At 59.3% G+C, this 24,020-nt stretch carries 20 protein-coding genes; 8 read left to right on the forward strand and 12 right to left on the reverse strand.

Translation table 11 applies throughout. The annotated features are described in order from the left end of the window. Nucleotides 1–117: 117 nt before the first annotated feature. Nucleotides 118–741 carry a flavin reductase family protein gene (locus AABC73_RS23230; protein WP_341521139.1) on the forward strand — a complete coding sequence of 208 codons (624 nt, stop codon included), beginning with the start codon at nt 118–120 and terminating at the stop codon, nt 739–741. A 14-nt stretch (nt 742–755) separates the two neighbouring features. Here the strand turns inward: AABC73_RS23230 and AABC73_RS23235 are convergent, their stop codons facing one another. Continuing rightward, entirely contained in the window at nt 756–995 is a 240-nt protein-coding gene (locus AABC73_RS23235; protein ID WP_341521140.1) for a hypothetical protein, read from the reverse strand. A gap of 64 nt (nt 996–1,059) precedes the next feature. Continuing rightward, a complete protein-coding gene (locus AABC73_RS23240; protein WP_341521141.1) occupies nt 1,060–1,401 on the reverse strand; it encodes a putative quinol monooxygenase in 342 nt (113 codons plus the stop codon). A 323-nt stretch (nt 1,402–1,724) separates the two neighbouring features. Here AABC73_RS23240 and AABC73_RS23245 point away from each other — a divergent pair, with 323 nt between their 5' ends. Next, nucleotides 1,725–2,654 carry an AraC family transcriptional regulator gene (locus AABC73_RS23245; protein WP_341521142.1) on the forward strand — a complete coding sequence of 310 codons (930 nt, stop codon included), beginning with the start codon at nt 1,725–1,727 and terminating at the stop codon, nt 2,652–2,654. Between the two features lie 11 nt (nt 2,655–2,665). Here the strand turns inward: AABC73_RS23245 and AABC73_RS23250 are convergent, their stop codons facing one another. The 6 genes from AABC73_RS23250 to AABC73_RS23275 all read right to left on the reverse strand — a co-directional run bounded on the left by AABC73_RS23250 (nt 2,666) and on the right by AABC73_RS23275 (nt 10,089). Then, on the reverse strand, nt 2,666–3,721 hold the full coding sequence (locus AABC73_RS23250; protein ID WP_341521143.1) for an ABC transporter ATP-binding protein: 1,056 nt from the start codon (nt 3,719–3,721) through the stop codon (nt 2,666–2,668). A gap of 23 nt (nt 3,722–3,744) precedes the next feature. Continuing rightward, nucleotides 3,745–4,602 carry an ABC transporter permease gene (locus AABC73_RS23255; protein ID WP_065834437.1) on the reverse strand — a complete coding sequence of 286 codons (858 nt, stop codon included), beginning with the start codon at nt 4,600–4,602 and terminating at the stop codon, nt 3,745–3,747. Continuing rightward, nucleotides 4,599–5,507 (reverse strand): ABC transporter permease, encoded by a 909-nt coding sequence (locus AABC73_RS23260; RefSeq protein WP_341521144.1) that lies wholly within the window; start codon nt 5,505–5,507, stop codon nt 4,599–4,601. Before AABC73_RS23260 ends, AABC73_RS23255 begins: the two co-directional genes overlap by 4 nt. A gap of 169 nt (nt 5,508–5,676) precedes the next feature. Further along, nucleotides 5,677–6,780, reverse strand: coding sequence for an ABC transporter substrate-binding protein (locus AABC73_RS23265; RefSeq protein WP_341521145.1), 1,104 nt, complete (start codon nt 6,778–6,780; stop codon nt 5,677–5,679). 226 nt (nt 6,781–7,006) lie between these two features. Further along, entirely contained in the window at nt 7,007–8,455 is a 1,449-nt protein-coding gene (locus AABC73_RS23270) for an aldehyde dehydrogenase family protein (RefSeq protein WP_341521146.1), read from the reverse strand. Then, on the reverse strand, nt 8,455–10,089 hold the full coding sequence (locus AABC73_RS23275) for a 5-guanidino-2-oxopentanoate decarboxylase (protein ID WP_341521147.1): 1,635 nt from the start codon (nt 10,087–10,089) through the stop codon (nt 8,455–8,457). Before AABC73_RS23275 ends, AABC73_RS23270 begins: the two co-directional genes overlap by 1 nt. Nucleotides 10,090–10,252: 163 nt before the next feature. Between AABC73_RS23275 and AABC73_RS23280 the strand changes: the two genes are divergently transcribed. The 3 genes from AABC73_RS23280 to AABC73_RS23290 all read left to right on the forward strand — a co-directional run bounded on the left by AABC73_RS23280 (nt 10,253) and on the right by AABC73_RS23290 (nt 13,204). Next, complete coding sequence (locus AABC73_RS23280; protein ID WP_331151481.1) at nt 10,253–11,143, forward strand: LysR substrate-binding domain-containing protein; 891 nt, start codon at nt 10,253–10,255, stop codon at nt 11,141–11,143. Between the two features lie 120 nt (nt 11,144–11,263). Further along, nucleotides 11,264–11,434, forward strand: coding sequence for a hypothetical protein (locus AABC73_RS23285; protein ID WP_170826353.1), 171 nt, complete (start codon nt 11,264–11,266; stop codon nt 11,432–11,434). 261 nt (nt 11,435–11,695) lie between these two features. Further along, on the forward strand, nt 11,696–13,204 hold the full coding sequence (locus AABC73_RS23290; protein ID WP_341521148.1) for an MDR family MFS transporter: 1,509 nt from the start codon (nt 11,696–11,698) through the stop codon (nt 13,202–13,204). A 71-nt stretch (nt 13,205–13,275) separates the two neighbouring features. Here AABC73_RS23290 and AABC73_RS23295 read toward each other — a convergent pair whose 3' ends face one another. The 3 genes from AABC73_RS23295 to AABC73_RS23305 all read right to left on the reverse strand — a co-directional run bounded on the left by AABC73_RS23295 (nt 13,276) and on the right by AABC73_RS23305 (nt 16,439). Next, complete coding sequence (locus AABC73_RS23295; protein WP_341521149.1) at nt 13,276–14,079, reverse strand: cache domain-containing protein; 804 nt, start codon at nt 14,077–14,079, stop codon at nt 13,276–13,278. Between the two features lie 154 nt (nt 14,080–14,233). Further along, nucleotides 14,234–15,358 (reverse strand): DUF3396 domain-containing protein, encoded by a 1,125-nt coding sequence (locus tag AABC73_RS23300; RefSeq protein WP_341521150.1) that lies wholly within the window; start codon nt 15,356–15,358, stop codon nt 14,234–14,236. Nucleotides 15,359–15,806: 448 nt separating this feature from the next. After that, the gene (locus AABC73_RS23305) at nt 15,807–16,439 is read right to left on the reverse strand and encodes a TetR family transcriptional regulator (protein ID WP_341521151.1); all 633 of its coding nucleotides are present in this window, start codon (nt 16,437–16,439) and stop codon (nt 15,807–15,809) included. A gap of 247 nt (nt 16,440–16,686) precedes the next feature. On the opposite strand from AABC73_RS23305, the gene AABC73_RS23310 reads away from it, so the two are divergent. The 3 genes from AABC73_RS23310 to adeC are packed head-to-tail and all read left to right on the forward strand — an operon-like array spanning nt 16,687 to nt 22,442. Next, the gene (locus tag AABC73_RS23310) at nt 16,687–17,847 is read left to right on the forward strand and encodes an efflux RND transporter periplasmic adaptor subunit (protein WP_341521152.1); all 1,161 of its coding nucleotides are present in this window, start codon (nt 16,687–16,689) and stop codon (nt 17,845–17,847) included. A gap of 3 nt (nt 17,848–17,850) precedes the next feature. After that, the gene (locus tag AABC73_RS23315; RefSeq protein ID WP_341521153.1) at nt 17,851–20,985 is read left to right on the forward strand and encodes an efflux RND transporter permease subunit; all 3,135 of its coding nucleotides are present in this window, start codon (nt 17,851–17,853) and stop codon (nt 20,983–20,985) included. Beyond that, entirely contained in the window at nt 20,982–22,442 is a 1,461-nt protein-coding gene (adeC, locus tag AABC73_RS23320) for an AdeC/AdeK/OprM family multidrug efflux complex outer membrane factor (protein ID WP_341521154.1), read from the forward strand. Before AABC73_RS23315 ends, adeC begins: the two co-directional genes overlap by 4 nt. A gap of 83 nt (nt 22,443–22,525) precedes the next feature. Here the strand turns inward: adeC and AABC73_RS23325 are convergent, their stop codons facing one another. After that, complete coding sequence (locus tag AABC73_RS23325) at nt 22,526–23,815, reverse strand: MFS family transporter (protein WP_341521155.1); 1,290 nt, start codon at nt 23,813–23,815, stop codon at nt 22,526–22,528. Nucleotides 23,816–24,020 lie beyond the last annotated feature (205 nt).

Consider the following 24,020-nt stretch of genomic DNA (forward strand, 5'->3'; position numbering starts at 1 on the left):
TGCCGGGCTTAATCGTTTCCGGGCCCGAAAATCTGCCGGCAACTCTGGAATGTCCAGCGCCAGCCTTGCACTATGACGCAACTCTGCCCTCTCTTCGCGGTAACAGGAATTGCGCCAATGTCAGATGACATCCACTCGTACGAACCTTCCCAAGGCCATCGCCTGCCTCACGACCCATTCAATGCCATTGTTGGCCCACGTCCTATCGGCTGGATCTCGTCGCAGGACGCCAACGGCAAATTGAATCTGGCGCCGTACAGTTTCTTCAATGCCTTCAACTACATTCCGCCGATCATCGGCTTTTGCAGTATCGGCCGCAAAGACAGCCTGAATAACATCGAACAGACCGGCGAGTTCGTCTGGAACCTGGCCACGCGGCCGCTGGCCGAAGCCATGAATCAGAGCTGCGCGCCGGTATCACCGGAGGTGAACGAATTTGAACTGGCCAACCTGACGCCGCTGGCATCGCAGATCGTTGCGGTACCTCGGGTCAAGGAGACGCCGGTGTCATTCGAGTGCAAGGTTACCCAGATCATCCAGCTGCAACGCGCCGACAAGGAACGGGTGCCCAGCTGGCTGATTCTGGGCGAAGTGGTTGCGGTACACATCGCCAAGCGGCTGCTCAAGGACGGTGTTTACGACACAGCGGCGGGCGAGCCGATCCTGCGTGGCGGCGGTCCTGCGGATTATTTCCAGCTCGGGCCGGAAGCGCTGTTCCAGATGTTCCGCCCGAAAGCCTGATCAAGGCAGGTTGCTCACTGCGGAGCGAAAACCAGATTGCCCTCGGCGTCGATATCGGTCAGCCGCTCCAGTTCTGCGGTGGCGGCAAGGTCGGAGTCGTGAGCGGTCTTGAACTTCTGCCCGTCCAGCACCCGATGAAACACAGGCGCTCCGACAGCGTGCAGGGCTTTGACGGCAATCGCTGCGTCGTAACCGCCTTCGCCTGGGACCATTGCGGTAACAGCTTCGAAATCCTGAAATTCTTTACGGGCCATGAATGCGATCCTGCTGTGCGTGGAAAGCAGGGGATTCTAAACGCTCGGGGCTGCGCTGGGTTACCTAGATTGCGCGCAGCATCTGTTGCACATTGGCATCGGCACCGTCGTCGGTAGCGAAGGTATGAAAATCCAGGCTGCTGACGATGAGTTCCTGAACGATCTCGGAAAACACCTGCAAATGCGGGGTATTGAACCAGGCGCTCATGGCCTGTTCGTCCGCCCATGAACCGGAAATCAGCCACACGTCGGGATCCCGCGCCGAATGCTGCAAGGCAAACTCCAGGCATCCAGGAGCGTTGAGCGAAGGCGCGATCAGACTGTCCAGGCGTGCACCGAGCTGGTCACTCTGACCGATCCGGGCACGGGCGAAAACGAGATGGCTCACCGAAGTTGATTGAGGCATGGTTCTGGCTCCTTGTTTTACGTGCCGCGTGAAAAATTCGCAGTGCTGCGACAGGAACCGAGATTAAAGGTTGCTTGCAACTACCCGGTAGACAGTTCCTGCCAGGTTCTTGCCTGATTCTGCACGGAGGCAGTTTTCTGCACTAAGTCTTTGGGCTATCAGGCAACCCATGATTTACCGTAAATGCTGGCAAACCGGCCGTCGCATCGCCTCGCGCGACGCCGCCCGGCAGGATCAGGCAATCATCCGGCAGGAATCGCGTAGCGCTTTGGCTTGCACAAAAATAAGCTGGGCGCATTCACCAAGGATCAAAGGACTCGATAATGTCGCAGCTCGAACGCCACGTTGAGACGCTAAGCGAAGACATGGAAAAGCAGCGCGCCGAGCTGGCTGACCTTATTCGCCGCTATGCGCCGAAGGAAGGTTCGTTCCAGACCGCTATCGCGCCACTGTTCATGGCCCGCTATGAAAATCCATCGGAAAGCCTGCCAGCCGTAGCCCAACCGGCTTTATGTATCTTCGCCCACGGCAGCAAGCAAGTGCGTCTCGGCGATGAAACCTACACCTATGATCCGCTGAATTATCTGGTGGTGTCGGTGGCGATGCCATTGAGCGGCAAGATCGTCAACGCAACGGTGGATAACCCCAACCTGGCCTTGCGCCTGGATATCGACCCCGTTGAAATCAATGCGCTGATTGCCGAAGCCGGCCCCATGAGCGTGCCAACCCGCCCAAGCGGGCGCGGCCTGTATATCGAGCGCATCGACACGCAATTGTTAGATGCGGTGCTGCGCCTGTCGCGCTTGCTGGACAGCCCGAAAGACATCGCCATGCTCGCGCCGCTGATCAAGCGTGAAATCCTTTATCGCCTGCTGCGCAGTCAGCAAGGGCATCGCTTGTACGAAATTGCCATCGCCAACTGCCAGACTCATCGCGTAACCCAGGCAATCACTTGGCTGAATGCGCACTTCGGCGAGCCGTTGCGCATCGAGGAGTTGGCGCGGGAAGTCAATTTGAGTGTCTCGACCCTGCATCACCGTTTCAAAGCGGTGACGGCCATGAGCCCGCTGCAATACCAGAAGCAGCTGCGCCTGCAGGAAGCCCGACGCTTGATGCTGGCCGACGGCCTGGACGCGTCCGCCGCCGGTTACAAAGTGGGCTATGAGAGCGCGTCGCAGTTCAGCCGCGAATACAGCCGACAGTTCGGCGCGCCGCCGCTTCGGGATTTGGCGCGCCTGCGCAAGATCGTTTGACCGGTTTGGAGTCAGGCGCTCAACACCCGGCAGGCTTCGGCTGGAATCGTTACCGATACCAGATTGCCAATGCTCAACCCCACACACTGATTCGGCGTGCTCAGCGCAGTCAACGACACGCCTGAGCAATCGACCGTGGTTTCAATAGTCGCGCCAATGTCACGAATGAAGGTCACGGTGCCCGCCAGCTGATTGGCCGCTCCGGTTCGCGGCAGTGACAGCTGCAAGTCTTCCGGGCGGACCAGCATTTTGATGTTAGAGCCCACGACGATGCTGTCGCTGATCGGCACATTCAGCGCTTCCCCGCCTGGCATGCCGACCTTTCCGTTGCCCAGCGCCGTCGCCGCAAAGATATTGCCGGAGCCGATAAAGTCCGCCACAAATTCGTTAGCCGGATTGCGGTAGATCTCGATAGGCGTGCCCACCTGTTGCACACGATGTTCGCCCAGCACCACGACGATATCGGCCATGGTCATGGCCTCGCGCTGGTCATGGGTGACCAGAATCGTGGTGATATTCAGGCGCTTCTGCAACTGGCGGATTTCCACTTGCATGGACTCGCGCAGCTTGGCGTCCAGCGCCGACAAAGGCTCGTCGAGCAACAGCAGCTTGGGATGTGAAGCGATGGCCCGGGCAATCGCGACCCGCTGACGCTGGCCCCCAGACAATTTCGCCACTGGGCGATCAACCATTTGCTGCAGCTGGATCAACTCCAGCAACTCGCTGACCCGCGCTTTTTGCTCGGGTTTGCCGACGCCGCGCAGCTTGAGCGGGTAAGCGATGTTTTCGCCGACGGTCATGTGCGGGAACAGCGCCAGCGACTGGAACACCATGCCGAAATTGCGCTGATGCGCTGGCGTATGGCTGATGTCTTCACCGTCCAGGCGGATTTCGCCGCTGGTCAGGGTTTCCAGCCCGGCGATCATGCGCAGCAAGGTGGTCTTGCCGCAGCCCGACGGGCCGAGAAAGCACACCAGTTTGCCTTCCGGCAGGTGCAGATTGACGTCGGTTACCGCACACGCCGAGCCGTAGTATTTCTCTACGTTTTCCAGAATCAATCCGGTCATTTTTTGTAAACCTCAATGGGCAATCAGAACGAGACGCCACCTTCGCCAACCAGCTTCTCCAGCGCCCAGATCAGGACGAAGTCGATGAGCACGATCAGCACGGCGAAGGAAAAAACAGTGGGATCCAGCGACGACACGGTGCGGCTGTACATCCAGATCGGCACGGTCATCACGTCAATGTTGTAGAGGAAGTAGGTCACGGTGAATTCGTTGAACGAGACGATGAACGCCAGCAGCATGCCGGCGAGAATCCCCGATTTCATCAGCGGCACCACCACATCGACAATCGCCCGCAGCGGCGAGGCGCCGAGCATTTGCGCGGCCTCCTCGACTTCGCTGCCGATGGACATCATCGCCGCCGTGCAGTTTTTCACCACAAAGGGCAGCGCCAGAATCACATGGGCAATCACCAGTCGCGAGGTGTCCATGTGGAATGGCAGGCTGTCGAATATCAGCAACAGCGCCAGGCCCAACACCACCATGGGAAACACCAGCGGCAGCGACATCAATTGCATGGCCACGGCCTTGCCGCGAAATTCGCAGCGGGTCAGCGCGTAGGAAGCAGGCACGGCGATAATCGTCGCAAAAACCATGGTCAGGCAGGCCACCAACAGGCTGGTGGTCATGGCTTTGCCCAGGCTCAGGACATCGCTGGAGTCCGGCGACACAAAGGTGCGCCAGGCCGCTTCATACCATTTGAGGCTGTAACTGGAAGGCGGGAAATCCAGGTTCGATGCGCCGCTGAATGACATGACGATCATGGTCAGGATCGGCATGACCGCCAGCAGCAGGATGAAACCGGAAAGAATCGCGGCGAAACGGCCGGTATCGCCCGGTAAAACCGGTTGCAGGCGAAAGCGTTTTTTCGTCGAAAGACTCATTGCGAAGCCTCCAGCATGCGGCGTCGACGCCCGGTGATGTATTCCGAAAGGGTCATGATCGCCAGCGTGGTGACAATCAGCACCACACCTGCTGCCGAGGCCGCAGGCCAGTTCATCAACGGCGCGATCTGGTCGTGAACCATGACTGCCAGCATCGGTACACGCCTGCCACCCAGCAGCAGCGGTACGACAAAGCTGCTGGCGTTGTAGGCGAACACCAAGGTGGCACCGGTAATAATCCCCGGCAGACTCATGGGCAGGACAACCTGACGAAACACCTGAAAGCGGCTGGCGCCAAGGGTCGCGGCCGCTTCTTCGTAGCTGCGGGAAACGCCGCGCATGGCGCTGGCAATCGGCAGCACTGCAAGGGGGAACGCGGTCTGCACCAGGCCCATCAACACGCCGTTCTGGTTGTAGAGCATCATGATCGGCCGCGTGATCAGGCCCATGCCTTTGAGCGCCTGATTAAGCATGCCGCCCGGACCGAGAATCACCAGCCAGCCATAGCTTTGCAGCAGCAGGTTGACCAGCAACGGCAGCAATACGGCAGCGAGAAACAGGCGTCGGATGAAGGGCGATTGCAGCCGCGACATGGTGTAGCCGACCGGAATCGCCAGGATCACGGCAATCACGGCGCTGATCAGTGCCAGGCGCAAGGTCAGCAGCAGCGACTTCAAGTAATAGGGTTCCAGCAGTTGGGCATAACTGTCCAGGCTGAAACCGGTCCACTCCGCGCCCTTGGTGCCAACACTCATGCGCAGGACCAACAGGCTGGCGGCAATCAAGACCGCCATGAACAGCATCGATGGCGTGAGGAACAGCCAGGCGCGGGCGGTGGGAGAAAATGTCCTCGGTTTGCGTGCAACAACCACGTCTACCGGGCGGATCAAGGGTTGGTGTTCCATGGTGGTGTTCTCTTTATTAGTAACCGAGGGATCACCCGACGCTCTGCAATGAAACCCGGGATTGTGGGAGCAAGCTCGCTTGCGAAAACGATGTTTCAGACGCAGTAAAGCGTCTGATGTACCTGCCCTCTTCGCGAGCAAGCTCGCTCCCACAGATCGCGTCTTTTTCTCAGGAAGAGAAAATCTCGGTGTAACGGCGAATCCACTGGTCATGCACTGAAGCCAGGAAAGCGTTGTCGTGCATGATCGCTTTGTCGGCGATTTGCTCGGGGGTGAGGATGTACGGGCTCTTGCGCGCTTCGGCGGAAATGATCGCCTTGGCGTTGACCGGGCCGTTGTAAATATCTTCAGCCATCTTGCCCTGCACCAGTGGGTCCAGAGAGTGGTTGATGAAGGCGTAGGCCAGATCGGTATCGCCCGGACGATTTTTCGGCAGGACCGACTGCATCAAGTCGGTATAGAAGCCTTCTTTCATGCCGAAAGTAGCGCCCAGACCGTAGGCTGGGTCGCGGATCTGATTCGGAAAAAACGCGGGTGCGTACAGGCCGCCCATGTCCAGCGAGCCGGTGCGGAACAGTTCGGCGATCTGGTTCGGGTTCTCGCCCAAGGTCACCACGCGATCCTTGAGCTCGGCGAGCTTCTTGAAGCCCGGTTCGATATTGTGTTCGTCACCACCGGCCAGTTTGGCGGCGATGATGATCAGGTCCATGGCCTCGGTCCAGTTCGGCGGCGGCAGGAAGATGCTCGGCGCCAGGTCCTTGTCCCACAATGCGGCGTAGCTGTCCGGCGCTTCCTTTACGGTGCGTGTGCTGTAGATCAGGCTGTTGCACCACAACAGGTAACCGATGCCGTGGCCATTGGCGCCGGTGCGGTATTTCTCCGGGACGTCGACAATGTTCGGGATGCGGTTGAGATCGGGTTTTTCCAGCAGACCGGCGGCGGCCAGGCCTTCAGCGCCGACGCCCGCCAGGGTAATCACGTCGTATTGCGGGCGATCACCGCCAGCCTTGAGCTTGGCGACCATTTCCGAGGTGCTGCCGGTGCGGTCAGCAATGACCTTGGCGCCGGTCTTGGCTTCAAAGGTCGCCGCAATGTTGCGCAACGCGGCCAGGCCGGTGTCATCGGACCAGGTCAGCAGACGCAGGGTCTTGCCCTGGAATCTGGTGTCGCTGGCGTTGGCGCGGATGAACGGCATCGACATGGCTGCCGCGGCTACCGATGCGACGCCCACTGTCTTGATGAACTGTCTTCTGTTCAGATCATGCTGGCCCATTCTGGACTCCATTTTCGTTGCTGCATGTTGAAGGTGACGCATCGTCGCGACAGGCGAACCGCGTTCCCGAAGCTCTCACCAAAGGCCCGTGATCCGGGCGCATCAGCTGAGTCGGCGAGGTCATCCTGAGTGCCCGCCGAACCCTCAACAATCGAAAATTTGTCATTGAAGCCATGTGTCCGACGCATGCCTCGCCAAGAGGCATGCGTGAGCCGTTCGTGCCCGATCAGGCGGCGCGAATGACGTGCTTTATTTCCTGAAAAGCCTGCATGCCCCAAGGCCCCAACTCGCGGCCCAGACTGCTTTGTTTGTAACCGCCCCAGGCCGCCTGCGGGAAAATCACCTGTGGCGCGTTGATCCACACCAGTCCGGCTTGCAGGGCATTGGCGACCCGTTCGGTGGCCTGCGGATCGGCGCCGACCACGCTGGCCACCAGCCCGTATTCGCTGTCATTGGCCAGGGCGATGGCTTCGGCTTCCGAGGCAAAACCCCGCACACAGAGCACCGGTCCGAAAATCTCCGCGCGCCACAATGCACTGTCCAGGGGCACGTCAGTGAACACCGTGGGCCGCAAAAAATAGCCCAACGGACGATCAGCCGGGCGTTCGCCGCCGCATAACAGCCGCGCACCGGCCTGTTTTCCGGCTTCGATATGGGCAATCACGCGCAGGTATTGCGCCTTGTTGACCAGCGGGCCCATTTCCACGCCCTCTTGCGACGGCTCGCCCACTTGAATCGCCTCGGCCCGAGCTGTCAGGCGTTGCAGGAACTCCGGCAACAATGCCTCGGCGACCAGTACCCGGCTGGTGGCCGAACACATTTGCCCGGCATTGAAATAGCCGCCGCCACTGGCCAGTTCGACCGCCAGATCCAGATCCGCATCGGCCAGTACCAATAACGACGACTTGCCGCCCAGCTCCAGGCTCACACCCTTGACGGTTTCGGCGGCGCGCTGCATGACCTGCACGCCAACGGCATTACTGCCGGTGAAGGAAATTTTCGCGATGCGCGGATCGGCGGCCATGGGCGCGCCAACGGCAAGGCCAGTCCCGCAGACCAGATTGAACACGCCGTCCGGCAGGCCGCTGGCGGCAATGATCTTCGCCAGTTGCAGTTCGGCCAACGGCGTGACTTCGGAAGGTTTGAGGACCACGCAGCAACCGGCTGCCAACGCCGGGGCGAGTTTCCAGGCGGTGGTCACCATGGGGAAATTCCACGGCACGATCAGCCCGACCACACCACACGGTTCACGCCGCAAGCGCGCAGTGAAATCGTCGCCGGGCAACGCGACGGGCCGATCCTGCTGCTCATCCAGCGCTTCGGCGAGGCCCGCGTAATATTCAAACGTGGCGATGACATCATCGACGTCGATGGCCGCTTCAAACTCGGGCTTGCCATTGTTGCTCGATTGCAGCTGCATCAAGGTCGCGCGCTGTTCGGCGACGCCAGCGGCGATTGCGCGCAGAATTCTGCCCCGCGCCGCGCCGGAGGTCTGTGACCACGAGGCAAAAGCCACGCTCGCGGCCTGCACCGCCTGATCCACCGCCCAGGCATCGCCGCCGGCAACCGTCGCCAGCTGCGCTTCGGTCGCCGGGTTGATCACGGTCAGCAATTCGCTGCCCGAACGCCATTGTCCGTTGATATAAAGGCCGTGTTGCACAGTCATCATGCTCATCAGTCTTGCATCCCGTTCATCCAGACCTGCTGGTCGATTTCAATCAAAGTCGGTCCCGGACGCTCATGGGCGGCCTGCAACGCGACCTTCAATTCTTCAACACCGGACACCGCCTGAGCCGCGCAGCCCAGGGCCTTGGCCACACCGACGAAATCCGGCGTGTAGATGTCCACGCCAACCGGCTCGATGGCGCGGTTGAGCATGTATTTCTTGATCTCTTCGTAGCCCTGGTTATTCCACAGCAGCACGATGACCGGCGTGCGGGCTTCCACCGCGCTGGCCAGTTCCGCGAGGGTAAATTGCAAACCGCCATCGCCAATCAGGCAGACGACCGGATTGCGCGCCCCGGAATCGGCGCAACCCAGCCAGGCACCGATGGCTGCGGGCAAGGCGTAGCCCAAAGTGCCGTAACCCGTAGAGGAGTTGAACCAGCGGCGCGGGTGCTCCAGATTCAGGGTCAGGTTGCCGGTATACACCGGCTGCGTGGAGTCGCCGACCAGCACCACGTCAGGCAGGACGTCGAGCACGGTTTGCAGGAATCGGGTTTGCCCGCGTGTTGCGCTGTCCCAGGATGCTTCGAGGGTTTCACGCAACGCTGCGGCGCGGGTGCGACCCCAATCTTCAAGGCGCTCTTCCCGATGCTGGCCGACCAGCTCGGCAAGCAAGGCGTTGATTGCGATGTCAGCGTCAGAAACCAGCGCGACCGCAGGTGGGAAATTGCGCACGGTCTGATCCGGATCGATATCGATACGCAGCAGCGTGCCGGGAATCTTGAAGCTGTCGGTGAAGGTGATGTCGTAATCGGTTTCCGCCAGCTCGGTGCCGATGGCCAGGACCACGTCGGCATCCATGACCAGCGCCCGTGTCGGCGCCAGGGATTGTGTCGAACCGATCAGCAGCGGATGCCGCGATGGCAGCATGCCTTTGGCATTGATGGTCAGCGCAACCGGCGCGTCCAGCTGCTCCGCCAGTTTCATCAACGCTTGTGCCGCATCGATGGCCCCGCCGCCAGCAAGTATCAACGGGCGCTTGGCCTTGGCCAGCAAACTGGCCATTTGCGTCACGGCCGCAGGTGCCGCGCCGGAGCGATAAACGCTGACCGGTTTGCTTTGCAGCAGCTCATCGGCCTCCTCGACCAGGACATCCAGCGGAATTTCAATATGCACCGGGCGCGGGCGACCGGCCTGGAACAAGGCAAACGCTCGCGCCAGCACACCTGGCAATTCACTCGCCGACATCAATGTATGGGAAAACGCCGCGACGCCCGCCACCAGCGCACTTTGCGAAGGCAGCTCGTGCAGCTTGCCGCGCCCGCCGCCCAGTTGATTGCGCGACTGCACGCTGGAAATGACCAGCATCGGGATCGAGTCGGCATACGCCTGGCCCATCGCCGTGGTGATATTGGTCATGCCGGGGCCGGTAATGATGAAACACACGCCGGGTTTGCCGCTGGTGCGGGCATAGCCGTCTGCCATGAACCCCGCGCCCTGCTCGTGGCGGGGCGTGACGTGGTTGATCGTCGAACCCGCCAGGCCACGGTACAACTCGACCGTGTGCACCCCCGGAATACCGAACACCTGCTCGACGCCATAACCTTCCAGTAACTTCACCAACACTTCGCCGCAAGTCGCCATTTGCCATTTATCCTTCATCGGTTCGAGAACTGTCCGACGTTCGCGCATCAGGCCAGGCGCGAGTGGGCACAGTTTGTGAGGGTAATTGGAACTGCCAGGCATGGTTGTGACAACGCATAAAATGTCATGCTTAGGCATGTTCCTCATGCATGCCTGAAATCCCATGAAACGTTTGCCGCCACTTCCTGCGCTTCACACCTTCCTGATCACGGCCCAGTGCTGCAATTTCACTCGCGCCGCCGAACTGTTGCACATCACTCAGGGCGCGGTCAGCCGACAGATTTCCGGGCTGGAAAGTCATCTGGGTTATTCGTTATTTCAGCGCCAGGCACGCGGCTTGAGCCTCACTGCGCAGGGCCGGGAATTGTTTCCGCGCATTCAGCAGGTCTTCGCGCTGATCGACGAAGCCGTGGAACAAGTGGGCGTAAAGCGCGACGCGTTGCAACTCAAGGCGCCGACTTGCCTGATGCGCTGGCTTCTTCCCCGCCTGCTGCAATGGCAGAAGGAACGCCCGGATGTGCCCGTCGAGCTGACCACCACGGTGCAACATGCGGTGGATTTTCGTCGCGAGGAATTCGACGCCGCCGTGGTTTATGGCGCCCGCCCGGACAGCTCGATGCAGGTCCATCACATTTTCGATGAGCAACTAACGCCGGTTTGCTCCCAACAATTGTTGGCCGGGCCGGTGCCGCTCAAAACCTATGCGGACCTGGAACAGCACATGCTGTTGCATCCAACCCGGGATCAGCGCGACTGGGAGCAGTGGTTGAAAGCCGCAGGCGCGACCGTCAGCAATATCAGCAAAGGGCAGCATTTCGACACCTTGGACCTGGCGATGTCGGTGGCGTCGCAAGGCACTGGCGTCGCGATTGGTGACTGGGCGCTGATTGAGGAAGACCTCAGCACCGGCCGCCTGGTCATGCCCTTCGACCTGAAAGTCCGCACCGGCGCGGCCTATTATTTTGTGTTCCCTACCCGACCAGGCGCTTCGCCACAGTTGCGCGAACTGATTGACTGGCTGCTGGCGCAAGCGGCGCAACGGGCGGACCTATAACCGTTGGCGGCGAACTGGCCATTTCCTAGACCTTTTATTTCCTACGCCGCCGCAGAACGTGTCCTACAATTTCCTCAGTCCCTTTCAGAACTGCTCTGTGGTCGGAATGAGGAAAGCGTCATGAACATAACAACAAGAAAGTGCCTGGCTGTACTGGGCGCCAGCGCCATCGTCGCCCTTTACGCAGCTGGCGCATACCGGATCGAGCTGATCCGCGAAGCACCCCGCGTGGCCAGTTGCAGCTTCGGCCATTGCGTCCCCACTGATGCGACCTTCAGCGCGTTGCGATGAAACGCGAACCGTTGGAGCGAGCGGGCGGCGCTCCGACTTGCCCGCGAAGAACGTTAACGCGATTAACGTCTGTTCTACCGAGGCGTCTGCTTCGCGGGCAAGCCTCGCTCCAACGGGCCGGTGTTTGTGATCGAGAGTCCCTCCAGGGTTTCTCCACAGACCATGCATAAGGCAGCTATCGATTAGCAAGCTATCGGATTAGACTGACGGCTTTCTTCTGCCGCAATTGCGGCGGGTAAACACTGTCGATCAGGTTCTGCCTTGACCAACCTTAATCAAACCACGCCGTCCATCCGCAGCGTCTTGTTTGCGTTGATGATGGCGGTATTTCTCAGTGCGCTGGACCAAACCATCGTCGCCGTCTCGATGCCGGCGATCTCCGCGCAATTCATGGATTTCGACCTGCTGGCCTGGGTGATTTCAGGCTACATGGTGGCGCTGACTGTCGCGGTGCCGATCTACGGCAAGCTCGGCGATTTGTACGGGCGGCGCAATCTGATGCTGTTCGGGCTTGGGCTGTTTACCCTGGCTTCGCTGTTTTGCGGCATGGCGCAAAGCATGGAACAGCTGGTGCTGGCACGGATTATTCAGGGTATTGGCGCGGGCGGCATGGTTTCGGTGAGCCAGGCGATCATCGGTGACATAGTTCCGCCACGCGAACGCGGGCGTTATCAGGGTTATTTCAGCGGGATGTATGCCGCCGCCAGCGTTGCCGGCCCGGTGCTGGGCGGGTTCATGACCGAATACCTGTCGTGGCGCTGGGTGTTCCTGATCAACCTGCCACTTGGCCTGCTCGCCTGGTGGGTCGCGAAACGCACGCTGATCGGCCTGCCCGTCCCGCAACGCAAACCCATCATTGATTACCTCGGCACCGTGCTGATGATCGTCGGCCTCAGCTCGTTGTTGCTGGGCATCACCGAGATTGGCCAGGGTCGCAGCTGGCGCGATGATCAAGTCGTCGCCCTGCTGGGCATCGCGCTGTTGGCGCTGGTGGTGTTTGTGCTCTACGAACGGCGCGCGCCAGAGCCGTTGCTGCCCATGCACCTGTTCGCCAATCGCAGCGCGGTGCTGTGCTGGTGCACGGTGTTCTTCACCAGTTTCCAGGCGATCTCGCTGATCGTGCTGGTGCCGCTGCGTTTTCAGACAGTCACCGGCGGCGGTGCCGACAGCGCCGCCCTGCACTTGCTGCCGCTGGCGATTGGCATGCCGATGGGTGCTTATTTCGCCGGCCGCCGCACGTCCCTGACCGGACGCTACAAACCCTTGATCCTGACCGGTGCGCTGCTGATGCCGCTGGCGATCCTCGGCATGGCGTTCACCTCGCCGCAGTCGGTGCTGCTGACCGGTCTGTTCATGGTGCTGACCGGTTTTGCCAGCGGCATGCAATTTCCCACGTCGCTGGTCGGCACGCAGAACTCCGTCGCGATACGAGACATGGGCGTCGCCACCAGCACCACCAACCTGTTTCGTTCATTGGGCGGCGCCGTGGGCGTGGCGGTGATGTCCGCGTTGTTGCTGGCCATGTTGCAAGGCACAGAACTGGCTCATGTCGGCGGCGCGGTGGCAGGTGTTGAAGGCGGTTCCGGCAATGTGTTGATGGACAGCCTCAACGCCGCCAGCGGCCCCGCGCTGCAAAACCTGCGCAGTGAACTGGCGCTGACGTTCGAACACCTGATGATGATCAGCGCGGCGGTGTCCCTGTTCGGCCTGGCTGCCGCGTTGGCGATGCCCAATAATTTATTGCGCGGTAGAGAGCATCAGGAGCGGTGACTTGTTGGCGAGGCGTCGCGCCTATTCGCGAGCAAGCTCGCTCCCACACAAGTTCGCTCCTGCGCCGCCGACTATTTGCTGTAGTAACCCACAGCCACCAGATAGTTACCCGCTTTGCGCACATAGGCGTGCTTGTTTTCCACGTTATTGGTGACCGGGTTACGCCAGCGGTACTCGTATTCGCCTGCGTCCTGCCGGGCGATCAGCGTCAGGATTGGCTCGCCCACGGGCTTGCCTTCGGGATCCTTGACCTTTCTGAAGTCGGTATTGATCAGGCGCAGATTGGTGCCGTGAGCGACGTAGCGGTCGTTACTCAGATCGACCACGAACACATACAGATCGTCCTGGAGGAATCCGCCCTGAAGGCTGTTTATCGCAGTCAGCGTGCCCTTTTGGTCGCGGGCCAGTTCGCTGACGGCCTTGTCCAGCAACGCCCTTGCCTGCTCGGGTGACGCGCGCGGTACGTAATAGCCCACCGCCAGGATGCGCTCGCCGATTCGCTGAAAGTACACGCGTTTGCGTTCTACCTTGCCGTCAGCCCAGTTGTTCCAGCGGTATTCCGCCTGCTGCACACTCTTGGTTTCGGGCGTTTGCAGCACTTGCTTGAAAGCCTTTTGCATATCCGGTTCCAGCACCTTGGAAACGTCCCGGCCGATCAGCACCACGGATGGCCCGCCACTGGCGAGCATCACACCCTTGGTATCGACCACGAATACGTAACGCTCCCCGTCGACAAACTCACCCTGACGGCTGAATTCGGCGAAGGCTTTGTCGCCTTCCCGCTGATAGCGCTGCACGGCTTTTTCCAGCAGCGCTTTGGCCGCTGGCCCTTGATCGGGACTTTCTGCCCCGGCCCAGACTTGCCCCAACCACATTAGACACACCCACCCCAAGAGCACTTTTCCGAGCCCGATACTGCGTGGCGACGACGGCATTGCCGATCCCTCTTTATATTGGTTTGGACAGAGCTTAGCCAATAATCAGACGATGACGAACTATTCACAGGACGCTGCCAGAGCGGTTGTGCGGTCAGTCAGCCCAGAACCATTGCGTGCGCTCTGGCTTGAGATGCTCGAAGGTGGGCATGACTTCGCCCTGGTGGAAAAACCGTCGCGAGCGCGCCTGGGCATTGCTGAACCAGTTACCGGTTTCGGGGCAAGGCTGACCCGCGTTGACGGCGGGCTTGGGTTTGTCGTCATAGCGCGCATACCACTGCGCGGTCGTTTCTTTAGTGAAGCAGGGACCGGGAATCGCATAAGGATGCAGGCAACCGGTGTCCTGTAAACGGATCGGTTTGAGCACTTTGTTTAGCGCCCTGTAGGCCAATGGTGGCGTTTCGGTCGCGGGGAGCACGTCCGGGAGGATTCCGGTACGGATCAACAATCCGCCGTCGTAGGCGTGAAAGGTGATATCGCTGTGCGGACTCAGCGTGCCTCGCAAACGGTCGTTGCCGCCCAACTGCCGGACAAAGCGCTGCCCAAGCACGGTGTACCAACTGACGCCTTTGATGCGATTGAGCAGACGCAGGCTTTCCATATGCGGCCCCGAGTCGACCATCAGCCCGTTATGACTGAGCGCCAGGCGGTATTCCAGCGACAGATGACAATGAGCATCCGACGGAAGAATGCACCCCAGACCACCATAGCCGTGCTCCGCATGGAGCTGGCTGCAGAGGAATTTGATCCAGCCCTCGTAAAGGCCGACGCCACCGTTCTCGGTCAGGTACGTCCACGGCAGGACCATTTTCAAGCAGCAGAGATCGGTATCCGCCTGCTCCTGGGGCGTGCAGGTCAGTAAAAGCTGATAGCTGGCCACTTGCGAAGCGTCGGCGCTGGATAACGACCACGACAATGGCTCGTGAGGCGAGCTGTCGAGAATCTGCCGTCGACACCTGGCGAAGCTGCTCGGCGCCAGTTTGCGCAGATGCTGGTAATGCTGCCATTTTAGTAAAGGCCGGAATGCCTTATAGAAACGCACGAAGCAGGCGTCAATCCGGGACCTGGCATCCAGCGTATGGCCCTGCCTGAAATAAAGGGTGGTGATCAGGCCCATACGGACAATGGGCACGGCTCGTGCAGAGTCAATTCTCACACGCGCGGCTCCGTCCCTGAGCCGCCCCAACAAACGCACAGCTTCAGAAAGAGTTTCCGACACGAACGATCCCCCTCTTCATCCCGGTGGTGCGGCGTGAAAGACCTTCACTGGACACTTCCCACAATGCCCATGCAGGGCTTCGGGTATCAGGAGCGACTTCGAGGCTGTGTGAGGTTGCGAGGAATTTGTCGCCAACGACAGGGCATATAAGCGCAAGGGTGCCCGAAAACATGCAATTTCTTCCCGTTCATGTTTGCTTGCAGCAAAGAATGAAGAGAGTTGTACGCAGGAGCAATACGTAGGAATTAGTTTGGGAAATCAGCCACACGTTTCAAGAAATGTCCTACTGACGTCCTACAAGGCGGGACTACATCACTCACAAATGTCATGAAGTTTCATACTGGCATTGCGCCAGAAGCTGGCGCACGGAGGGTAAACTCTCTGTCCATGCGCGTGGAGTTCGCGATAGATGCGCTGCATATACGGTGGTAAAACCTGCGACAGCCGATCAGTTTCGCAACGCAGGACTCAGGCGCAACATGTCCAGGCCTGCTTCTACCCACTGTTCAGCATGTTTGTTGAGCGAATAGCTGTCAGGAATCAGCAACCACTGGCCAAGCATGCCATCGATATAGGCATGCAAGGTGATCGATGCTCGCACGCTGTCCAGGTTGGCGGGAAGCTGTCCCTTGCGAACCGCGTTATTCAGGGCAACGCCGATTCGATCGTTGCATTCCAGGGCATTGGCCTGACGCTGACGGCGAAAGTCACACATTTCATCGGTAAACTCGCATTTATGAAACAGAATCTCATTGATGCGACGGGTTTTCGGGTCCAGTGCAACTTGATGAAACAAATGAATCAGAAGTTTTTTCATGCAGCCCAGCGGGTCTTCTTCGTGCTCGCTCTCGCTGGCCCTGGCCATTTCTTCAAGCGGCTCCTGCAGGCTGTCGAGCATCGCTTGCACCAGATCGGCCTTGTTGCTGAAGTGCCAATAGATCGCGCCGCGCGTCACGCCGGCAATCGAGGCAATGTCCGCCAGGGTCGTACGCGCCACGCCTCGCTCATAGAATGCCTGCTCGGCAGCCTCCAGAATCTGGCTGCGGGTAACTTGAGCTTCTTCTTTGGTACGACGGACCATGGCAGTAAAACCTCATCAAATTGCCTGGAGCTGCGAATTGACAGCTCCCAAGCAGAACCGGGCGGCATTTGTATTGCCTTGTCCCGAACCTACAATTCCCGATTCCTGCGGCGTATTGATGCAGGGATGGGTATTTACAAACAACCGTGAATGTAAGTATATTCATTAGCTTCCTACTTATCCAGCCGGAATACATTTTTAACCTTTAACCTTCTTGAGCACTCAGGCTCCTGACCCGAGGATCTTCATGCAATTCAAGCCAGCTGTTACCGTTCTGGTCACTGCCGTCGCCCTGGCCACCCTGCTCGGCGGTTGCAGTAAAAAAGAAGAGGCGGCCCCTGCTCCGCCGCCACCTCAGGTTGGTGTGGTCACTCTGAAAACCCAGCCGTACACGCTGACCTCTGAGTTGCCTGGCAGAACCACGGCGTTCCGCATCGCGGAAGTTCGCCCGCAGGTCAACGGCATCATTCTCAAGCGCATGTTCACTGAAGGGTCCGAGGTCAAGGTCGGTCAGCAGCTCTATCAGATTGATCCGGCCCTTTACGAAGCCACTGCCAACAGCGCCAAGGCCGCCTTGCAATCAGCCAAGTCGTTGGCCGATCGCTACAAGCAACTGGTCAGCGAACAAGCCGTCAGCCGTCAGGAATACGACACGGCCCTGGCCGACAGCCTGACTGCGCAAGCCACGTATCAAACCGCTCAGATCAACCTGCGCTACACCAAAGTGCTGTCGCCGATTTCCGGCCGTATCGGTCGTTCGTCGGTCACTGAAGGCGCGCTGGTCAGCAGCGCTCAGGCCGATGCCATGGCGACGATTCAGCAACTCGACCCGATCTACGTCGATGTGGTGCAGTCTTCGGTGGACATGCTCAAGCTGCGCGCCGAACTCGACAGCGGCAAGTTGCAGAAAGCTGGCGAGAACGCGGCCAAGGTCAATCTGACCCTGGAAGACAACAGCAAGTACGCCCTTGAAGGCAAACTGGAATTCTCTGAAGTCTCCGTGGATCAAACCACCGGCTCGGTGACCCTGCGCGCCGTGTTCCCTAACCCGGACCACCGTTTGCTGCCGGGCATGTTTGTGCACGCTCGCTTGCAAACCGGCGTCAACGCCACCGCGATCCTGGCGCCACAACAAGGCGTAACGCGTGACCTGAAAGGCACGCCGACCGCTTTGATCGTCAACAAGGACAACAAGGTCGAATTGCGCACCTTGGTGGCTAATCGCACCGTGGGTAGCGACTGGTTGATCGAAAGTGGCCTGCAAGCCGGAGACCGGATCATCACTGAAGGTCTGCAGTACGTTAAGCCGGGCGCAGAAGTGAAGGTCGCGGAAGCCACCAACGTCAAGTCGGCAAACCCGGCACCTGCCCCGGCAACTGAAAAAGCCGCAGGCAGTAAAGGGGAGTAATTCATGTCGAAATTTTTTATCGACCGCCCGATTTTCGCGTGGGTAATTGCCCTCGTGATTATGCTGGTCGGGGCTTTATCGATCCTCAAGTTGCCGATCAACCAGTACCCGAGCATTGCGCCACCGGCCATTGCGATTCAGGTGACTTACCCGGGCGCTTCTGCACAGACCGTGCAGGACACCGTGGTTCAGGTGATCGAGCAGCAGCTCAACGGTATCGACAACCTGCGTTATGTTGGCTCGGAAAGTAACTCCGACGGCAGCATGACCATCACTGCAACCTTCAACCAGGGCACCAACCCGGATACGGCGCAGGTTCAGGTCCAGAACAAACTGAACCTGGCGACGCCACTCTTGCCGCAGGAAGTTCAGCAGCAGGGCATCCGGGTAACCAAGGCAGTGAAAAACTTCCTGATGGTTATCGGTCTGGTGTCTGAAGACGGCAGCATGGGCAAGGAAGACTTGGCCAACTACATCGTCTCGAACATGCAGGACCCGATCTCCCGTACCTCCGGTGTGGGCGACTTCCAGGTGTTCGGTGCCCAGTACGCCATGCGTATCTGGCTCGATCCGGCCAAGCTGAACAACTTCCAGCTGACGCCAGTGGACGTAAAAACCGCCGTTGCCGCGCAGAACGTGCAGGTATCTTCCGGCCAACTGGGCGGTTTGCCAGCAATGCCGGGCCAGCAGCTCAACGCAACCATCATCGGCAAGACGCGGCTGCAGACCGCCGAGCAGTTCGGCAACATCTTCCTGAAAGTGAATCAGGATGGCTCGCAGGTTCGTTTGCGTGATGTCGCCCGTGTTGGTCTGGGTGGCGAAAACTACAGTATCGACGCGCAGTTCAACGGCAAGGCCGCTTCCGGTCTGGCAATCAAGCTGGCGACCGGTGCCAACGCACTGGACACCGCCAAGGCGATTCGCGCCACAGTTGCCAAGCTTGAACCGTTTTTTCCGCCGGGCATGAAAGTCGTTTATCCGTATGACACCACGCCAGTGGTCAGTGAATCGATTTCCGGCGTGGTTCACACGCTGGGCGAAGCGATTGTGCTGGTGTTCCTGGTGATGTACCTGTTCCTGCAAAACTTCCGCGCCACGATCATCACCACGATGACCGTGCCAGTAGTATTGCTGGGTACGTTCGGCATCCTCGCGGCCTTCGGCTTTACCATCAACACCTTGACCATGTTCGGCATGATCCTGGCCATCGGCTTGCTGGTGGACGATGCGATTGTGGTGGTGGAGAACGTCGAGCGGGTGATGGCAGAGGAGAAACTTTCGCCTCGAGATGCCACCATCAAGTCCATGGAGCAGATCCAGGGCGCGCTGATCGGTATCGCTTTGGTGCTGTCGGCGGTTCTGTTGCCAATGGCGTTCTTCGGCGGTTCCACCGGTGTGATCTACAAGCAGTTCTCGATCACGATTGTTTCGGCCATGGCCCTCTCGGTCGTGGTTGCCTTGATCTTCACCCCGGCCTTGTGCGCCACCATGCTCAAGCCCATCGACCATGAGAAACACGGTCAGCCAAAACGCGGTTTCTTCGGCTGGTTCAACCGGACCTTCGACCGCAGCGTGCAAAGCTACGAGCGTGGCGTGGGCAATATGCTCAAGCACCGCATTCCGGCGTTCCTGGTCTACATCCTGATTTTTGCCGGCATGATCTGGATGTTTACCCGCATTCCAGCGGCATTCCTGCCGGAAGAAGACCAAGGCGTGATCTTTGCTCAGGTGCAGACGCCTGCGGGTTCCTCGTCCGAGCGTACGCAGGGCGTGATCGACAACATGCGCAAGTACTTGCTTGAAGAAGAAAGCGGCGCCGTTGCCTCGGTATTCACCGTAAACGGCTTCAACTTCGCGGGTCGCGGTCAAAGTTCGGGTCTGGCCTTCATCATGCTCAAGCCATGGGGCGATCGTTCCGCAGAAAACAGCGTGTTTGCGCTGGCCAAGCGGGCGCAGGCGCACTTCTTCGGCTTCCGCGATGCAATGGTGTTCGCCGTGGTTCCTCCAGCGGTTCTGGAGCTGGGTAACGCCACGGGCTTCGACGTCTTCCTGCAGGATCAGGGCGGTGTCGGCCATGCCAAGTTGATGGAAGCTCGCAACCAGTTCCTCGGCATGGCGGCGCAAAGCAAGATTCTGGCGGGCGTACGTCCCAACGGTTTGAATGACGAGCCGCAGTATCAGCTGACCATCGACGACGAACGCGCCAGTGCCTTGGGCGTGACGTTGTCGGACATCAACACCACGCTGTCCATCGCGCTGGGCGGTAACTACGTCAACGACTTCATCGACCGTGGTCGAGTCAAGAAGGTGTATGTGCAGGGTGAAGCAAGTGCCCGCATGAGTCCCGAAGACCTGAAGAAATGGTACGTGCGTAACGCCAAGGGTGAAATGGTGCCGTTCGCATCGTTCGCTTCCGGTACCTGGGTCTACGGTTCACCCAAACTGTCGCGTTATAACGGTGTGACCGCAGAGGAAGTGCTGGGTACTCCGGCGCCGGGTTATAGCTCGGGTGAAGCGATGGCTGAAGTCGAAGCCCTGGCGAAGAAACTGCCTCCGGGTATCGGTTATTCGTGGACTGGCCTGTCATACGAAGAACGTCTGTCCGGCTCGCAAGCGCCTGCGTTGTATGCGCTGTCGCTGCTGGTGGTGTTCCTCTGTCTGGCGGCCTTGTATGAAAGCTGGTCGATTCCGATCGCCGTGTTGCTGGTGGTTCCGCTCGGGGTTATCGGTGCGTTGATGGCAACCAGCCTGCGTGGTTTGTCCAACGACGTGTTCTTCCAGGTGGGCCTGTTGGTGACGGTAGGTTTGGCGGCGAAGAACGCGATCCTCATCGTGGAATTCGCCAAGGAACTGCATGAACAGGGCAAGAGCCTTGTGGATGCAGCCATTGAAGCCTGCCGGATGCGTCTGCGACCGATTGTGATGACGTCCATGGCGTTCATCCTCGGCGTTGTGCCGCTGGCGATTTCCACCGGCGCAGGTTCGGGCAGTCAACATTCGATCGGTACCGGCGTAATCGGCGGTATGATCACGGCCGTTGTCCTGGCGATCTTCTGGGTACCATTGTTCTTCGTCTCGGTATCCTCGTTGTTCAAGGGCAAACAGAAAGAAACTTCACATGACGAGGCTGGCCAATGAGCAAGTCCCTGATCTCTCTGGCGGTTACCGCGTTCATTCTCGGCGGCTGCTCGTTGATCCCTGAGTACAATCAACCTGCAGCGCCGGTCGCGGCGCAGTATCCGCAAGGCCCGGCGTACTCGCCGGCCGACGCGGCCAACGTTGCGGCGGCGGAACAAGGCTGGCGTCAGTTTTTCCATGACCCGGCCCTGCAACAGCTGATCCAGACGGCACTGGTCAACAACCGTGACCTGCGTGTTGCGGCGCTGAACATCGACGCCTACCGTGCGCAATACCGCATCCAGCGGGCCGATCTGTTCCCGGCGGTTTCCGCTACCGGCAGTGGCAGCCGTCAGCGGGTTCCGGCGAACCTGTCCACCAGCGGCGAATCGCGCATTACCAGCCAGTATTCGGCGACACTGGGCGTCAGCGCCTACGAGCTGGACCTGTTCGGTCGCGTACGCAGCCTTAGCGAACAAGCGCTGGAGACTTACTTCTCCAGCGAAGAAGCGCGCCGCAGCACACAGATCAGCCTGGTGGCCAACGTTGCCAATGCTTATCTGACGTGGCAAGCCGACCAGGAACTGCTCAAGCTGACCCAGAACACCCTCAAGGCGTTCGAAGAAAGCTATCGCCTGACTTCGCGCAGCAATGAAGTCGGCGTGTCGTCGGCACTGGACCTGAGCCAGTCGCGGACCTCGGTGGAAAGTGCGCGGGTTTCCCTGGCGCGCTACCAGCGTCAGGTTGCCCAGGACCTCAACAGCTTGACGCTGTTGCTCGGTTCCGGTCTGCCGAACAACCTGCCACACGCTCAGCCTCTGAGCGCGGACCTGCTGAGTCTGGTACCAGCCGGCATGCCTTCGGAGCTGTTGCAGCGTCGTCCCGACATTCTGCAGGCCGAGCATGAGCTCAAGGCTGCCAACGCTAATATCGGCGCGGCACGTGCGGCGTTCTTCCCGAGCATCAGCCTGACGGCCAATGCCGGCACGATCAGCCCGGACTTGTCCGGCCTGTTCAACGGCGGTTCGGGTACCTGGTTGTTCCAGCCGAGCATCAACATCCCGATCTTCAACGCCGGTAGCCTGCGCGCCAGCCTGGATTACTCGAAAATCCAGAAAGAAATCAGCGTCGCCAACTACGAGAAGGCGATTCAGACGGCGTTCCAGGAAGTCTCCGACGGTCTCACCGCACGTAAAACCTTCAACGAGCAGTTGCAGGCGCAAAGTGATTTCGTTGCCGCCAACCAGGACTACTACCGTCTGGCCGAGCGTCGTTATCGCATCGGTATCGACAGCAACCTGACCTTCCTCGACGCCCAACGCTCGTTGTTCAGCGCGCAGCAGTCGTTGATCACCGACCGTTTGTCCCAACTCACCAGCGAGGTCAATCTGTACAAGGCCTTGGGCGGTGGCTGGTACGAGCAGACCGGACAGGCCAAGCCAATCTCGCAAGAGAAGCCGAGCGTTCAGTTGTTCTGATCGCCGCGCCGTAAAAAAACCCACCAATTCAGGTGGGTTTTTTTTGATCTTTAAAAGTACGCCTCAAGCAGCCACGCGACTCATCAATGATCTTCGTGCAGATACGCCGGCTGTTTCGGCAGACGCAGGCTGAACAGGAACGCGATGGCCATCATCACCGTTACGTACCAGTAGAAGTTGCTCTCCATGCCCATGTTCTTCAGGTTCAAAGCCACGTACTCGGCGGATCCGCCGAACACTGCGTTGGCCACCGCATAGGCCAGACCAACACCCAAAGCGCGTACCTGTGGCGGGAACATCTCGGCTTTGACCAGGCCGCTGATCGAGGTATAGAAGCTGACAATCGCCAGCGCCAGGGTGATCAGGACAAACGCCATGAACGGGTTGGTGGTGGTTTTCAGGGTCATCAGAATCGGCACGGTGCACAGCGTGCCCAGCGCGCCGAACCACAGCATCGAATTACGACGACCAATCTTGTCCGCCAGCATGCCGAACAACGGTTGCATGCACATATAAAGGAACAGCGCGCCGGTCATGATGTAACTGGCGGTCTTGGGATGCATGCCGCCGGTGTTCACCAGGTATTTCTGCATGTAGGTGGTGAAGGTGTAGAAAATCAGCGAGCCGCCAGCGGTGTAACCCAACACCGTAATAAAGGCTGCCTTGTGATCGCGGAACAACGCGCTGATGCTGCCAGCGTCTTTATCCTTGCGGCTTTCAGCGGTGGTGGTTTCTTCCAGGCTGCGACGCAGAAACAGTGAAATCACCGCTGCTATGGCGCCGATGACAAACGGAATCCGCCAGCCGTAGTCGCGCAATTCTTCAGTGCTGAGGAACTGCTGCATGATTACCACCGTCAGCACCGCCAGCAACTGGCCGCCGATCAGGGTCACGTACTGGAACGAGGCGAAAAAACCGCGCTGCCCGCTCAAGGCCACTTCGCTCATGTAGGTCGCGGTCGTGCCGTATTCGCCGCCGACCGACAAGCCCTGAATCAGCCGCGCCAGCAACAGCAGCGCCGGTGCCCAGGCGCCAATCGACGCATAAGTCGGCAGGCAGGCGATGATCAGCGAGCCGCCGCACATCATCAGCACCGCAATCATCATCGAGTTCTTGCGGCCATGCTTGTCCGCCACTCGGCCAAATAGCCAGCCACCGACAGGCCGCATCAAAAACCCGGCGGCAAACACGCCAGCGGTATTGAGCAATTGCACGGTTGGATCGTCTGACGGAAAAAAAGCTGGCGCAAAGTAGATTGCGCAGAAGGCATAGACATAAAAGTCGAACCATTCGACGAGGTTACCGGAAGAAGCACCGACAATCGCGAATATCCTCTTGCTGCGTTCTTCACCTGTGTAATGCGTCGTTGTCATTATTTTTCCCCATAAGTGTTAAACAGCATTTCAAGACATAACCTGTAACATTGTCACCGAAGCGCGCGCAACAATTTGAAAAGAATTAGCCGGCTGCCTGATTACCTGTAGGACCGGATTTATCCGGGAGGGCCAGGCGTGTCGCCAAGTCTCTGTTTGGCACCATTCGATGTCAGGCCTGACGCCCTCGCGAATGAATTCGCTC

This window comes from Pseudomonas sp. G.S.17, assembly GCF_038096165.1.
Taxonomy (GTDB): Bacteria; Pseudomonadota; Gammaproteobacteria; order Pseudomonadales; family Pseudomonadaceae; genus Aquipseudomonas.